At 55.1% G+C, this 14710-nt stretch carries 16 protein-coding genes; 12 read left to right on the forward strand and 4 right to left on the reverse strand.

From position 1 onward, the window contains the following. Positions 1 to 2 precede the first annotated feature (2 nt). Entirely contained in the window at positions 3 to 1178 is a 1176-nt protein-coding gene (oqxA, locus tag AC22LX_RS04625; protein WP_213292625.1) for a multidrug efflux RND transporter periplasmic adaptor subunit OqxA, read from the reverse strand. A gap of 332 nt (positions 1179 to 1510) precedes the next feature. On the opposite strand from oqxA, the gene AC22LX_RS04630 reads away from it, so the two are divergent. From AC22LX_RS04630 to AC22LX_RS04645, 4 genes are all read left to right on the forward strand, one after another. Next, the gene (locus AC22LX_RS04630) at positions 1511 to 1870 is read left to right on the forward strand and encodes a helix-turn-helix domain-containing protein (RefSeq protein ID WP_045393772.1); all 360 of its coding nucleotides are present in this window, start codon (positions 1511 to 1513) and stop codon (positions 1868 to 1870) included. Positions 1871 to 1987: 117 nt separating this feature from the next. Next, on the forward strand, positions 1988 to 2392 hold the full coding sequence (gene tolA / locus AC22LX_RS04635) for a cell envelope integrity protein TolA (protein ID WP_045393769.1): 405 nt from the start codon (positions 1988 to 1990) through the stop codon (positions 2390 to 2392). Between the two features lie 88 nt (positions 2393 to 2480). Further along, on the forward strand, positions 2481 to 3209 hold the full coding sequence (locus tag AC22LX_RS04640) for a MerR family transcriptional regulator (protein WP_047066487.1): 729 nt from the start codon (positions 2481 to 2483) through the stop codon (positions 3207 to 3209). Positions 3210 to 3359: 150 nt separating this feature from the next. Then, complete coding sequence (locus AC22LX_RS04645; protein ID WP_063447273.1) at positions 3360 to 4319, forward strand: YbgA family protein; 960 nt, start codon at positions 3360 to 3362, stop codon at positions 4317 to 4319. A 34-nt stretch (positions 4320 to 4353) separates the two neighbouring features. On the opposite strand, the gene yajD is transcribed toward AC22LX_RS04645, so the two are convergent. The 3 genes from yajD to icd form a co-directional block, all read right to left on the reverse strand. Continuing rightward, a complete protein-coding gene (gene yajD / locus AC22LX_RS04650) occupies positions 4354 to 4701 on the reverse strand; it encodes an HNH nuclease YajD (RefSeq protein ID WP_015367133.1) in 348 nt (115 codons plus the stop codon). Positions 4702 to 4835: 134 nt separating this feature from the next. Continuing rightward, positions 4836 to 5135: a hypothetical protein gene (locus tag AC22LX_RS04655; protein WP_049059888.1), complete on the reverse strand. Its 300-nt coding sequence runs from the start codon at positions 5133 to 5135 to the stop codon at positions 4836 to 4838. A gap of 195 nt (positions 5136 to 5330) precedes the next feature. Further along, entirely contained in the window at positions 5331 to 6581 is a 1251-nt protein-coding gene (gene icd / locus AC22LX_RS04660) for an NADP-dependent isocitrate dehydrogenase (RefSeq protein ID WP_015705065.1), read from the reverse strand. Between the two features lie 239 nt (positions 6582 to 6820). Here icd and rluE point away from each other — a divergent pair, with 239 nt between their 5' ends. From rluE to AC22LX_RS04700, 8 genes are all read left to right on the forward strand, one after another. Next, entirely contained in the window at positions 6821 to 7471 is a 651-nt protein-coding gene (gene rluE, locus AC22LX_RS04665) for a 23S rRNA pseudouridine(2457) synthase RluE (protein WP_045393759.1), read from the forward strand. Positions 7472 to 7492: 21 nt separating this feature from the next. Next, positions 7493 to 7951, forward strand: coding sequence for an NUDIX hydrolase (locus tag AC22LX_RS04670; RefSeq protein ID WP_045393756.1), 459 nt, complete (start codon positions 7493 to 7495; stop codon positions 7949 to 7951). A 56-nt stretch (positions 7952 to 8007) separates the two neighbouring features. After that, positions 8008 to 9114 (forward strand): tRNA 2-thiouridine(34) synthase MnmA, encoded by a 1107-nt coding sequence (gene mnmA, locus AC22LX_RS04675; RefSeq protein ID WP_045393753.1) that lies wholly within the window; start codon positions 8008 to 8010, stop codon positions 9112 to 9114. A gap of 56 nt (positions 9115 to 9170) precedes the next feature. Then, positions 9171 to 9812, forward strand: a complete 642-nt coding sequence (gene hflD / locus AC22LX_RS04680) for a high frequency lysogenization protein HflD (RefSeq protein WP_015367144.1) — start codon at positions 9171 to 9173, stop codon at positions 9810 to 9812. 3 nt (positions 9813 to 9815) lie between these two features. After that, positions 9816 to 11186, forward strand: coding sequence for an adenylosuccinate lyase (purB, locus tag AC22LX_RS04685; protein WP_045393751.1), 1371 nt, complete (start codon positions 9816 to 9818; stop codon positions 11184 to 11186). A 167-nt stretch (positions 11187 to 11353) separates the two neighbouring features. Further along, positions 11354 to 12028, forward strand: a complete 675-nt coding sequence (phoP, locus tag AC22LX_RS04690) for a two-component system response regulator PhoP (RefSeq protein ID WP_047046826.1) — start codon at positions 11354 to 11356, stop codon at positions 12026 to 12028. Further along, positions 12025 to 13491 (forward strand): two-component system sensor histidine kinase PhoQ, encoded by a 1467-nt coding sequence (gene phoQ, locus AC22LX_RS04695; protein ID WP_047050071.1) that lies wholly within the window; start codon positions 12025 to 12027, stop codon positions 13489 to 13491. Before phoP ends, phoQ begins: the two co-directional genes overlap by 4 nt. 85 nt (positions 13492 to 13576) lie before the next feature. Beyond that, on the forward strand, positions 13577 to 14698 hold the full coding sequence (locus AC22LX_RS04700; protein WP_045375085.1) for a ribosomal protein uL16 3-hydroxylase: 1122 nt from the start codon (positions 13577 to 13579) through the stop codon (positions 14696 to 14698). Positions 14699 to 14710: the final 12 nt, after the last annotated feature.

Here is a 14710-nt window from a genome sequence, read left to right on the forward strand (position 1 = left end):
GATCAGTTAAGTGCGGCGCTGGTGGTCATGGCGACGGTCTTCGCGTTAACCGGCATGCCCGGCATAAACACTTTTTGTAAGCCATCGACGATAACTTTGTCGCCTGGGTTCAGCCCCTGTTTGACGATACGTAAACCGGCAGCGAGCCGCCCTGGCGTAATATCACGACGCTGAGCTTTACCTTCTTTATCAACGATATAGACATATTTACGGTCCTGATCGGTCAGTACCGCTTTGTCGTCGATAAGCGTGGCTTTGAATTCAGCGCTGCCCGGCAAGCGGACGCGGGCAAAGAGCCCTGGCGTGAACAGACGCTGCGAATTGTCCAGCAGCGCGCGCATGCGGATCGTACCGGTGCTCGGCGTTAACTGATTATCCAGAAAATCCACTTTACCCTGATGAGGGTAGCCCTCTTCGCCCACAAGGCCGATCTCAACCGGTAATGCCTGGTGACTGCTGGAGGCCCCTTGCCCGCTACGGGCAAGATTTTGGTAGTGAAGATAGGTCGACTCATCCACGTCAAAGTAGACATAAACCGTTTTTTGCGACACCAGCGTGGTGAGCACGCTGGCGGTATCGCCAGCGGTGACCAGATTACCGCTGGTGATCAACGCGCGGCTGGCGCGGCCATCGATGGGCGCGGTCACTTTGGTAAAATCCAGATTAAGCTGCGCGGCATCAACCGCCGCCTGGGCGGCGCGAATATCCGCTTGCGCCTGAACGGCGGCGGAGCGGCGCTGTTCCCACTCTTCACGGGAAACCAGATTGGTATTGATTAATTTATCGGTGCGGTTTGCTTCACTTCGCGCCAGGTTAGCTTGTGTTTTGGCTCTTGCCAGATTCGCCTGCGCCTGTTCCAGAGCGGCACGATAGGTTCGATCGTCAATGGTGAATAACACATCCCCCTTCTTCACCTCCTGACCGTCGGTGTAATTCACTTTATCAATATAGCCAGAGACGCGTGGTCGTAGCTGCACGCTTTCCACCGCTTCAATCCGACCATTAAAACTATCCCACTGGCTAATAGATTTCACCACCACGTCAGCGGCGCTGACGGCGGGAGCTTGCGGCGCGGCGTTTTGCGCGACGCCTTCATCGCAGCCAGCGAGCAGCGCCGAGAGTAGCACCATACCTACTGCTGTCAGATGACGTTTTCCCCAGGTTTTTTGCAGGCTCATTATTTTTATTCCGGTAATTATCGCCGCCGGACAAGACGCTGCGGGAGACGCCGCGCCACTTCCTTTGTCCGGGTAGGCTTGAGGCCATTTGTGTCGTTCATCGCCACAAAACTGTAACAGTTGCGAATACACTATCGCGGCGATTGTAGGAAGGCGCTTAACTAAGTGCAAGAATAATTGTTGCACTTTATGTGCTATTCTTAGGCCGAAAAAAAAGCCTGTTCCCGACACGGCATTAAATGCAACAATAAAACTTGCAATTAATCCCCAAACGGGCCACCTTTAAATGCAATTGTAAAAGGTACTTTTATTTTCTGCATGGGGGCAACAAAATGAACACTGCTGCGGTTATTCACGATCTATTGGATTGGATCGACAACAATCTCGAGAGCCGTCTGGATATTGAGACCGTTGCCAGGCGAGCGGGCTATTCAAAATGGCACCTGCAGCGGATCTTCAAGGAGCACACCGGTTACCCTCTCGCTGAGTATATTCGCATGCATAAGCTGCAAAGGTCGGTCGAACGCTTAGCCAACAGCGACGAGCCCATTTTAAACGTGGCAATCGCACTGGGTTTCGACTCCCAGCAATCCTTTAACCGCAGCTTCAAACGCCAGTATGGTCAGGCGCCCGGCGCCTGGCGACGAAGCGTCTCCGGCTCCCAAACACCGCCACTGCGCTTACCGTCGTGAGAATCGTCCTCAGGGAAACGGTGAGCGAACGGTAGAAGCACCTATGTTTAGCAGCTATCAGGGCGTTGGACCTACCGTTATGATTGGTCCATACCAAACAAACAAGGACGCGTTACCATGCTGAACAAATCACCGGTGGTGTTGTTATTGTTTCCTTTACTGCTGGCAGGCTGTCATCATCCTCAGTCCACGTCGCACGCGGCGGCGAGCGCCACCGAAGTCGACGATCTGTTCGCCAGCACCCCTTCGGCGAAGCCATCGAGTAGGGCTACCTACGCTTATCAGATAATGAGCGCCGTCAAGGCCAAAATGCCTGATTCCGCGGAATATTCCGGGCAAAGCTGTCGGGTTCGTTTGTCGCTGCAGCGTGATGGCACCGTGAGTTCCGCCAGCGTAGAAAAAGGCGATCGGCAACTCTGCGACAAGGTATTAGCTGCGATCAAGCAAGCTAAAATTCCTGCCGCGCCGGATGATGAAACTTATCAAGGATTTAATAATGTCACGGTCGATTTTAAACCATAAGACCCGCGCTTTATTACCAGCAATACGGCATTCAACCGGCCGTCATCCGTAGTATATTAGAAGCAGTCTCGGTTATCAGGTAATTGCAATGTCTTACTCCATCGGCGAATTTTCCCGTCTTTGCGGCATCAACGCAACCACGCTGCGGGCCTGGCAACGCCGGTACGGCCTGCTTAAACCCGAGCGCACCGATGGAGGCCACCGCCTCTATAACGATAACGATGTCCAGCTGGCGCTGAAAATTCTCGACTGGGTTAAAAAAGGGGTTCCCGTAAGCCAGGTCAAACCGCTGTTGACCCGCCCTGACGGCGGCCCAGGCAATAACTGGCTTGTCCTGCAGGACAACATGCTGCAGCGGCTGAAAGAGGGAAAAATCGAATCCCTACGCCAGCTGATCTACGATTCCGGCCGGGAATATCCCCGCCCTGAGCTGGTTACCAACGTATTGCGCCCGTTACGCAGTAAGGTATCGGCTAATGTGCCGGCGATGCAGACCCTGCGTGAGATCCTCGACGGCATTATCATCTCCTACACCTCCTTTTGTCTTGAAGGCGATAAACGCGCGCCGGGCGATAACTATCTGATTACCGGCTGGCACCTGAGCGACCCATGTGAAATCTGGCTGGAAGCGCTCATGCGTACCGGACAAGGTCATCGCATTGATGTGCTGCCGATGCCGCCGGCCGCCCTGGCTCCGGAAATATTTCCTCAGCGTCACTGGTTACTGGTGACCACGGGCCAGCTCACCGCCGCCCGCCAGAGACAGATAGATCTCTGGCGTCAGTTGGTTATTTCTCTGGACGTTATCTCTCTGTAAAAAATAGCTTTGCTCCCCTGCGCCATGTTCTCCGCTAAAAAATCGCGCCAAAAACTTGGACAAAAATTCGTGATTGTGTAAGTTTAATGTATCGGGCTAACCGTTTTTGCGCGATGGCCCAAACAGTGAGAACAAAGCGAGGAGTACGCCATGAATAAGCAACCTGTCATTGGCATCAGCGGCTGTTTAACCGGCTCGTCCGTGCGCTTTGATGGCGGACATAAACGATTGCCATTCGCTATGGATGAACTGGCGCCGTGGGTAACCTTCAAACCCATTTGTCCGGAAATGGCCATCGGTCTGAGTTCCCCTCGTCCGGCCCTGCGCCTGGTGCAGACCGGTGCAGGTGATATTCAGATGCGTTTTAGCAGCGAACCGCACGACGATGTCACGCGCAAAATGGCGGACTTTACCGCCGGTTACCTGCCTGGGCTCGGCGAATTAGCAGGTTTTATCGTCTGCGCCAAATCACCGAGCTGCGGCATGGAACGCGTGCGCCTGTATGATGAAAAAGGCAACCGCGGGCGCAAAGAAGGAACCGGCCTGTTTACCCGCGCGTTGATGGACGCCTATCCCTGGTTACCGGTAGAAGAGGATGGACGACTGCATGACCCGCAGCTAAGAGAGAATTTTGTCGAGCGTCTTTTCGCCCTGCATGAACTGAATACGCTGCGGGCCAATGGCCTGACCCGTCGGGGGTTACTGGATTTTCATAGCCGCTATAAACTGCAGCTGCTGGCGCATCATCAGGCCGGCTATCGCGAAATCGGCCCTTTCGTCGCCTCAATGCATCAATGGCAAGATCTGGATGCCTTTTTCGTCGCCTACCGCGATAAGCTGATGGCGATCCTGAAAAACACCGCCTCCAGGAAAAACCACACCAACGTGCTGATGCACATTCAGGGCTATTTCCGCGAAAGGTTGAATAGCCGTCAGCGCGGCGAGCTGCGTGACGTAATACTGGATTATCGCGCGGGGCTGCTCCCTATTCTGGCGCCCCTGACGCTGCTTAAGCACTACCTGGCCGAGTATCCCGACCGCTATCTGCAGGCGCAAAACTATTTTGATCCCTACCCGCAGGATTTAGCCCTGCGCCTGGGCGTCAATTAGCAGCCAGGCTGTGCTCTATTACGACGAAGCGTGACTACTTCTTCTTATTCATCATGGCTTTTAAATCAGCAAAAGGATTGTAGGTGGCTTCACCGACATCCTTTTGCGCATCTTCACCTGCCACTACTCTGGTGCCGTACTGATCGGCCTCGGTATACTTGGAGTGCTCGTGATCGTGACAATAGAGGCACAATAGCTCCCAGTTGCTGCCATCTTCCGGGTTATTGGTATGATCGTGATCGATGTGATGTACCGTCAGTTCACGCAGGTTGGAGTAGACAAACTCGCGCGAGCAGCGTCCGCAGACCCATGGATAAATTTTAAGCGCCTTCTCGCGATAGCCACTTTCCAGGCGGGCATAGTTTTTGGGGATCAAAGCCATGGTAGATGTTACCTGTGATAAAGAGATAATTTACGATAATAGCGCCAATATAGCGTAAAACGGAGCAGGAAAGGAAATCGATGCGCTGACGTGAGCGGTAGCTAAATCCCGGCGTGGCGCCGGGAAGACGATTATTAATGGCTGGTGACTGTCGCCGCCGCTATCGGATGATCCGCTGAAGCGACAACCGTGGTACGCGCAACTGGGTGGCGACCGTTATTGCTGGTTGCCGCCGCCACCGCCACCGGATGGTCAGCCGAAGCGACAGCCGCGGTGCGCGCCACCGGATGGTTGCCGTTATCGCTGGTTGCCGCCGCTACCGCCACCGGATGATCGGCTGAGGCTACGGCTGCGGTCCTTGCGACCGGATGATAACCCGCAAACGCAGAAATACTTGCTGATACTAATACCAGGGTCAAAATAATCTTTTTCATCATATCACCTCTAATAATAATAACCTGAATAACCAGGTAAAATATGGCAATCAATAAAGCCAATTGATGAATTACCGTAGCAAGCGGCAGCGAACATGAATAGCTCACTGTTATTTAATTATGGATAACCCGGTACACAGCAAATAAAAACGGGAGCCCTGAGGCTCCCGTTTTGCATAACCCCAGAAAACTGGATTACATGTTTTTGATGATCGCGTCGCCAAACTCACTACATTTCAGCAGCTTAGCGCCTTCCATCAGACGTTCGAAGTCATAGGTCACGGTCTTAGCGGCGATGGCGCCTTCCATGCCTTTAACGATCAGGTCTGCGGCTTCGAACCACTGCATGTGACGCAGCATCATTTCTGCGGACAGGATGATGGAACCTGGGTTCACTTTGTCCTGGCCGGCATACTTCGGCGCAGTACCGTGGGTGGCTTCGAACAGCGCGCACTCGTCGCCGATGTTGGCGCCCGGCGCGATACCGATACCGCCAACCTGCGCCGCCAGGGCGTCAGAAATGTAGTCGCCGTTCAGGTTCATACAGGCGATAACATCGTATTCAGCCGGACGCAGCAGGATTTGCTGCAGGAACGCATCGGCGATCACGTCTTTAACTACGATCTCTTTGCCGGTGTTCGGGTTCTTGATTTTCACCCACGGGCCGCCGTCGATCAGCTCACCGCCGAACTCTTCGCGAGCCAGCTGGTAACCCCAGTCTTTGAACGCGCCTTCGGTGAACTTCATGATGTTGCCTTTGTGCACCAGGGTCACGGAATCACGATCGTTGGTGATCGCGTATTCGATAGCGGCGCGTACCAGGCGTTTGGTCCCTTCTTCAGAGCACGGCTTGATGCCGATACCGCAATGTTCCGGGAAGCGAATTTTCTTCACGCCCATCTCATCGCGCAGGAATTTGATAACTTTGTCAGCTTCGGCAGAATCTGCTTTCCACTCGATACCCGCATAAATATCTTCGGAGTTTTCGCGGAAGATAACCATATCGGTCAGTTCCGGGTGTTTAACCGGGCTCGGGGTACCCTGATAGTAACGTACCGGACGCAGGCAAACGTAGAGATCCAGCTCCTGACGCAGCGCCACGTTCAGAGAACGGATGCCGCCGCCAACTGGCGTCGTCAGAGGACCTTTAATAGCAACGCGGTAATCACGAATCAGATCGAGGGTTTCAGCAGGCAGCCAGACATCCTGGCCGTAAACGTGGGTAGATTTTTCACCGGTGTAAACTTCCATCCAGGAAATTTTACGCTCGCCTTTATAGGCTTTCTCAACGGCGGCATCAACCACTTTCAGCATCGCTGGGGTAACGTCGACACCGATACCGTCGCCTTCAATGAACGGGATAATCGGGTTATGAGGGACGTTCAGTTTGCCGTTTTGCAGGGTGATTTTCTGACCTTCCGCCGGAACTACTACTTTGCTTTCCATTAACCTCTCCTTCGAGCGCTTCTGGTTCTGCTCTTCCCTCTTCACGCGAGCCTGGTGTTGGCTTAGTCGGCCTACTCCTGAGTACCGGGTCGCCCCGCTAACCGGAGATTCGCGTCCGTGTTGCCTTCCTGCCTGTATTGCGAATCGGTTTGAGCAATTTTTTGTTAATAATTTGTAATGAGCATGTCAATACTACCTGAATGTTTGCGTCCATGAAAGGCATTCGTAATTAGGCTATAATGCGGCAATTGAGAGAGCCTGAAAATACCATGCAGAAAACTTCATTTAGAAAACATCGCGTTGAGCGATTCAGCACACAACAAGTGACCAGACAACGTAAAGAACGCCAGCTTAAAACTGTGATCTTGTTCAATAAACCCTACGATGTGTTGCCGCAATTTACCGACGAGTCCGGGCGCAGCACGCTGAAGGATTTTATTCCTGTCGCCGGTGTTTACGCCGCCGGTCGTCTTGACCGCGACAGCGAAGGTCTGCTGGTGCTGACCAACGACGGCGCGCTACAGGCAAAACTGACCCAGCCCGGTAAGCGCACCGGCAAAATTTACTACGTTCAGGTGGAAGGCGAACCTACAGAAGAAGCGATCCGCGCACTGCGCGACGGAGTGACGCTAAACGATGGACCCACCCTACCCGCCGGCGTGGAGCTGGTGGATGAACCCGCCTGGCTTTGGCCGCGCAATCCGCCGATTCGCGAGCGTAAATCGATTCCCACTCGCTGGCTAAAAATCACCCTCTATGAGGGACGCAACCGTCAGGTTCGCCGGATGACCGCCCACGTCGGTTTTCCGACGCTAAGGCTGATTCGCTACGCCATGGGCGGCTATACGCTTGATGGTTTAGCCAACGGCGAGTGGCGTCAAACCGAATAACAGCATTCATAAGGAAGCTCGATGTTTAAACCGCACGTCACCGTCGCCTGCGTGGTTCACGCCAAAGGCAAATTCCTGATTGTTGAAGAGACAATTAACGGCAAAGCGCTATGGAACCAGCCAGCCGGTCATCTCGAAGCCAATGAGACCCTGGCGCAGGCCGCCGAGCGCGAACTGTGGGAGGAGACCGGTATTCGCGCCGCGCCGCAGCACTTCATCCGCATGCATCAGTGGCAGGCCCCGGATAACACGCCGTTCCTGCGCTTCCTGTTTGCCATTGAGCTTAACGATACGTGCGCTACTGAACCGCACGACAGCGACATCGATCGCTGTCTGTGGCTCGGTGCTGAGGAAATTCTTAACGCGAAAAACCTGCGCTCGCCGCTGGTGGCGGAAAGCATTCGCAGCTATCAGCAGGATCCGCGGCATCCGCTGTCGCTGATTGCGGAATTTAACTGGCCGTTCACAGGGGGTGCCTGAACGGTTAGCGCGTGCTAGAATACGCCGCCTTGAAGTTCAATGTGGTGAGTATTCCAATGTCAGAAAGTCCAAAAAAAGTGATCGTCGGCATGTCCGGCGGCGTCGATTCCTCTGTTTCCGCCTACCTGTTGCAACAGCAAGGGTATAAGGTGGAAGGCCTGTTCATGAAGAACTGGGAGGAAGACGACGGTGAGGAATACTGCACCGCCGCTGCCGACCTCGCCGACGCGCAAGCCGTCTGCGATAAGCTCGGTATTGAACTGCATACCGTCAACTTTGCCGCAGAATACTGGGATAACGTCTTCGAGCTGTTCCTCGAAGAGTATAAAGCCGGCCGTACGCCGAACCCGGATATCCTGTGCAACAAAGAGATCAAATTCAAAGCCTTCCTTGAGTTCGCCGCAGAAGATCTCGGCGCTGACTACATCGCCACCGGTCACTACGTGCGCCGCGCCGATGTCAACGGCAAAAGCCAACTGCTGCGCGGGCTCGACGGCAATAAAGACCAGAGCTATTTCCTCTACACTCTCAGCCACGAACAAATCGCGCAAAGCTTGTTCCCGGTCGGTGAGCTGGAAAAGCCGCAGGTGCGCAAAATCGCCGAAGAACTGGATCTGATCACTGCGAAGAAAAAAGACTCTACCGGCATCTGCTTTATCGGCGAGCGTAAATTCCGCGACTTCCTGGGCCGCTATCTGCCTGCGCAGCCGGGCAAAATCATCACCGTCGATGGCGATGAGATAGGCGAACATCAGGGGCTGATGTATCACACCCTCGGACAGCGTAAAGGGCTCGGCATCGGCGGCACCAAAGAAGGTAGCGAAGATCCATGGTACGTGGTCGATAAAGACGTGGAAAACAACGTGCTGATTGTCGCCCAGGGTCACGATCACCCGCGTCTGATGTCCGTCGGCCTGATTGCCCAGCAGTTACACTGGGTCGATCGTCAGCCGCTGCAGGGCACCCTTCGCTGTACGGTAAAAACCCGCTACCGCCAGACCGACATCCCCTGCACCGTGAAGGCGCTGGATGACGACCGCATCGAAGTTATCTTTGATGAACCCGTCGCCGCCGTGACGCCGGGACAGTCGGCTGTATTCTATAGCGGCGAAGTGTGCCTCGGCGGCGGAATTATCGAACAGCGCCTGCCGCTGGTATCCTGATCGACCATTTTCCGCCGGACGCCTGATTAACGCCCGGCGGGTTACAAGGAGTAAGCGTGGCGAAGAATTATTATGACATCACTCTGGCGTTGGCGGGCGTATGCCAGGCAGCGCGGCTGGTTCAGCAACTGGCGCATCAGGGGCATTGCGACAGCGACGCCCTGCACGTTTCGCTGAACAGCATCATCGATCTCGACCCGGATTCAACGCTGGCGGTATTCGGTGGTAGTGAAGCCAATCTTCGTCTCGGGCTTGAGACTCTGCTCGGCGTGCTGAATACCAGCAGCCGTCAGGGCCTCAACGCGGAACTCACCCGCTACACATTGAGCCTGATGGTGCTGGAACGTAAACTCGCCGCCAGCAAAGGGGCGATGGATACTCTCGGCAACCGCATCGGCGGCCTGCGCCGTCAGTTGGAACATTTTGATCTACAATCTGAAACGCTGCTCAGCGCGATGGCTGGCATTTACGTTGACGTCATCAGCCCGTTGGGGCCGCGCATTCAGGTCACCGGTTCTCCTGCCGTGCTGCAAAGCCCGCAGGTTCAGGCGAAGGTACGCTCTACCCTGCTCGCCGGCATTCGTTCCGCCGTGCTCTGGCATCAGGTTGGCGGCGGACGTCTGCAGCTCATGTTTTCTCGCAATCGTCTGGTTAACCAGGCAAAACAAATTCTTGCTCATTTAACCCCGGAGTTATGATTTATGGAATTATCCTCACTGACCGCCGTTTCCCCCGTAGACGGCCGCTACGGCGATAAAGTCAGCGCGCTGCGCGGTATCTTCAGCGAATTCGGTTTGCTGAAATTCCGTGTACAGGTAGAAGTCCGCTGGCTGCAAAAACTGGCCGCGCACGCAGCGATCAAGGAAGTTCCTGCTTTTGCTGCCGACGCAAACGGTTTCCTTGATAAAATCGTTGCCGACTTCAGCGTAGAGGACGCGGAGCGTATCAAAACCATCGAACGCACCACTAACCACGACGTGAAAGCGGTAGAATATTTCCTCAAGGAAAAAGTCGCCGATATCGCCGAGCTGCACGCGGTGTCAGAATTCATTCACTTCGCCTGTACTTCTGAAGACATCAACAACCTGTCGCATGCGCTGATGCTGAAAACCGCACGTGACGAAGTGGTTCTGCCGTACTGGCGTAAACTGATTGACGCGATTAAAGATTTGGCGACCCAATACCGTGACGTGCCGCTGCTTTCTCGTACCCACGGTCAACCGGCGACCCCGTCCACCATGGGCAAAGAGATGGCTAACGTCGCCTACCGTATGGAGCGCCAGTACCGTCAGCTGAACCAGGTGGAAATCCTCGGAAAAATCAACGGCGCGGTCGGTAACTACAACGCCCACATCGCCGCCTATCCGGAAGTTGACTGGCATCAGTTCAGCGAAGAGTTCGTTACCTCGCTGGGTATTCAGTGGAACCCGTACACCACCCAGATTGAGCCGCACGACTACATCGCCGAACTGTTTGATTGCATCGCGCGCTTCAATACCATCCTGATCGATTTCGATCGCGATGTGTGGGGCTACATTGCGCTCAACCACTTCAAACAGAAAACCATCGCGGGTGAAATCGGCTCTTCAACCATGCCGCATAAAGTGAACCCGATTGACTTCGAAAACTCCGAAGGCAATCTGGGCCTGGCGAACGCCGTGATGCAGCACCTGGCCAGCAAGCTCCCGGTTTCCCGCTGGCAGCGCGACCTGACCGACTCCACCGTGCTACGTAACCTCGGCGTGGGCATCGGCTATGCGCTGATCGCGTACCAATCCACCCTGAAAGGCGTGAGCAAGCTGGAGCTGAACCAGGATCGTCTGCTGGACGAACTGGATCACAACTGGGAAGTGCTGGCTGAGCCGATCCAGACGGTGATGCGCCGCTACGGTATCGAAAAGCCGTACGAGAAGCTGAAAGAGCTGACCCGCGGTAAGCGCGTTGACGCCGAAGGTATGCAGCAGTTCATCGACGGCCTGCCGCTGCCGGAAGCAGAAAAAATCCGCCTGAAGGCGATGACCCCGGCTAACTACATCGGCCGCGCGATCACCATGGTCGACGAGCTGAAGTAACCAGCCTGCCTCAGGTAGCATGGGCAATCTCTTCGCACATGCTACCTGGCAACCTTCCACTTTCCACGCAAAAAAATCTCTCTCCCGCCTGGTTTAAATAATGTTTACCCCCAGCGCCACATAATCGCGTTAAACTATTCAAATCGAAAATGAAATGGAGAATGGGCATGCGCGTACTCGTCGTTGAGGATAATGCTCTGCTGCGCCATCACCTCAAGGTCCAGCTACAGGAACTGGGGCATCAGGTGGATGCCGCGGAAGATGCAAAGGAAGCAGATTACTACCTGGGCGAGCATATCCCGGATGTCGCCATCGTTGACCTTGGCCTGCCGGATGAAGACGGCCTGTCGCTGATCCGCCGCTGGCGTAGCCACGACGTATCGGTACCGGTACTGGTACTGACCGCCCGTGAAGGCTGGCAGGATAAAGTCGAGGTGCTGAGCGCCGGCGCCGATGACTACGTCACCAAACCCTTCCATATCGAAGAGGTCGCCGCCCGCATGCAGGCGTTGCTGCGTCGCAATAGCGGCCTGGCGTCACAGGTAATTTCGATTCCGCCTTTCCAGGTTGACTTATCGCGCCGCGAATTATCGGTCAATGACCAGCCGATTAAGCTCACCGCCTTTGAGTACACCATTATGGAAACGCTGATCCGTAACCGCGGCAAAGTGGTGAGCAAAGATTCGCTGATGCTGCAGCTCTATCCGGATGCCGAACTCCGCGAAAGCCACACTATTGATGTGCTGATGGGGCGGCTGCGTAAGAAAATCCAGACGCAATATCCGCAAGAGGTGATCACCACCGTGCGCGGTCAGGGCTACTTATTCGAACTGCGCGGATGAAAGGTGTGTTGCGACATATTCTCCCGCTTTCACTGCGCGTCCGCTTCCTGCTGGCGACGGCCGCCGTGGTGCTGATCCTGTCGCTGGCCTACGGCATGGTTGCGCTGGTAGGCTACAGCGTCAGTTTCGATAAAACCACTTTCCGTCTGCTGCGCGGCGAGAGCAACCTGTTCTACATGCTGGCGAAGTGGGAAAATAACCACATCGATGTCGATATTCCGGAACACCTGAATATGCAGAGCCCGACGGTGACGCTGATTTACGACGCCAAAGGTAAACTGCTGTGGGCACAACATGACGTCCCCTGGCTGGTGAAGCGGATCCAACCTGAATGGCTGAAAAGCAACGGTTTTCATGAAATCGAAGCCGATGTTGGCAGCAGTAGTATGCTGCTGCGCAATAATGATGAAATTCGCGAGCAGCTTGACGCCATCCGCGAGGAAGATGACTCCTCGGAGATGACGCACTCGGTGGCGATTAATCTCTATCCGGCCACCGCGAAGATGCCGCAATTAAGCATTGTGGTGGTCGACACCATTCCGGTGGAGCTTAAACGCTCTTATATGGTGTGGAGCTGGTTTATCTACGTGCTGGCGGCTAACCTGCTGCTGGTCATCCCGCTGCTGTGGCTTGCCGCCTGGTGGAGTTTACGCCCTATCGAATCACTGGCGAAAGAGGTCCGCGAACTGGAAGAACATCATCGTGAGAGGCTCGATTCTCACACCACTCGTGAACTTACCGGTCTGGTCAGCAACCTTAATCGCCTGCTGAAAAGCGAACGCGACCGCTACGACAAATACCGAACCACCCTTACTGACTTAACCCACAGCCTGAAAACGCCGCTGGCGGTGCTGCAAAGCACCCTACGCTCGCTGCGCGGCGAGAAAATTAGCGTCAGCGAAGCAGAGCCGGTGATGCTGGAGCAGATTATCCGCATCTCACAGCAAATCGGCTATTATCTGCACCGCGCCAGCATGCGCAGCGGCAATGCGCTTCTCAGCCGCGAACTGCACCCGATCGCCCCGCTGCTGGATAGCCTGACCTCGGCTTTGAATAAGGTCTACCAGCGTAAAGGGGTTAACATCACGCTGGATATTTCGCCGGAGATAAGCTTTGTCGGCGAGCAGAACGACTTTATGGAAGTGATGGGCAACGTGCTTGATAACGCCTGCAAGTACTGTCTGGAATTTGTCGAAGTCTCGGTACGCCAGACCAACGACAACCAGCTGCATATTCTGGTGGAGGATGACGGCCCAGGAATTCCCCGCAACCAGCGCACGGCGGTGTTCGATCGCGGCCAGCGCGCCGATACGTTGCGTCCGGGTCAGGGGGTAGGCTTGTCTGTCGCCCGCGATATCGTCGAACAGTATGATGGCGATATCCTGACCGGCGACAGCCTGCTCGGCGGCGCCTGCATGGAAGTTATCTTTGGCCGACAACTTCCTGATGATAAAGAGAGCTAACGCAACAGTTTTTTAACGGCGCCTGCATCACCGCGGCGTCGCATCCGTTATAATCCCAGACAGACACCTGCTGTGGAATATAAATATGGACTATCAATTAACGCTTAACTGGCCCGACTTTATCGAACGCTACTGGCAAAAACGCCCGGTAGTGTTAAAGCGTGGCTTCGCCAATTTCATCGACCCAATCAGCCCGGATGAACTGGCCGGTCTGGCCATGGAGAGCGAGGTCGACAGCCGTCTGGTGAGTCATCAGGACGGAAAATGGCAGGTCAGCCATGGTCCATTTGAAAGCTACGATCATCTTAGCGAAAACAACTGGTCGCTGCTGGTGCAAGCGGTGAACAACTGGCACGAGCCGACAGCGGCGTTGATGCATCCCTTCCGTGCCCTACCGGACTGGCGTATCGATGACCTGATGATCTCCTTCTCCGTCCCCGGCGGCGGCGTGGGCCCGCACCTTGATCAATACGATGTGTTTATCATTCAGGGTACCGGCCGCCGGCGCTGGCGCGTGGGCGAAAAGGTGCCGATGAAACAGCACTGCCCGCATCCGGATCTGCTGCAGGTTGATCCGTTTGAAGCCATCATCGATGAAGAGATGGAGCCTGGCGATATTCTCTACATTCCGCCTGGATTCCCGCATGAAGGCTATTCGCTGGAAAATTCGCTTAACTATTCGGTCGGCTATCGTGCGCCGAACGCTCGCGAGCTGTTCAGCGGCTTTGCTGACTATATTTTGCAACGAGAACTGGGTAGTCAGCGCTATGCCGACCCGGACGTGCCATCCCGCGACCATCCGGCCGATATTCTGCCGGTTGAGCTGGATCGTCTGCGCGAGATGATGCTGGGGCTGATTAACCAGCCTGAGCACTTTAAGCAGTGGTTTGGCGAGTTCATTACCCAATCCCGCCACGAGCTTGACGTGGCGCCGCCGGAGCCGCCATATCAGCCAGATGAAATTTACGATGCGCTGCAGCAGGGCGATAAGCTCGCCCGCCTCGGCGGCCTGCGCGTGCTGCGAATCGATGGCGAAGTGTTCGTCAACGGCGAGAAAATCAATTCTCCGCACCGCCCGGCGCTTGACGCGCTGGCAACGCATCTGTCGCTGCGTGCCGAACATTTCGGCGATGCGTTGGAAGACCCATCTTTCCTCGCCATGCTGGCGGCGCTGGTCAACAGCGGCTATTGGTTCTTCGAGGACTGAGTCGACAGCCTG

The sequence above is a fragment of the Klebsiella sp. PK01 genome (assembly GCF_057624675.1).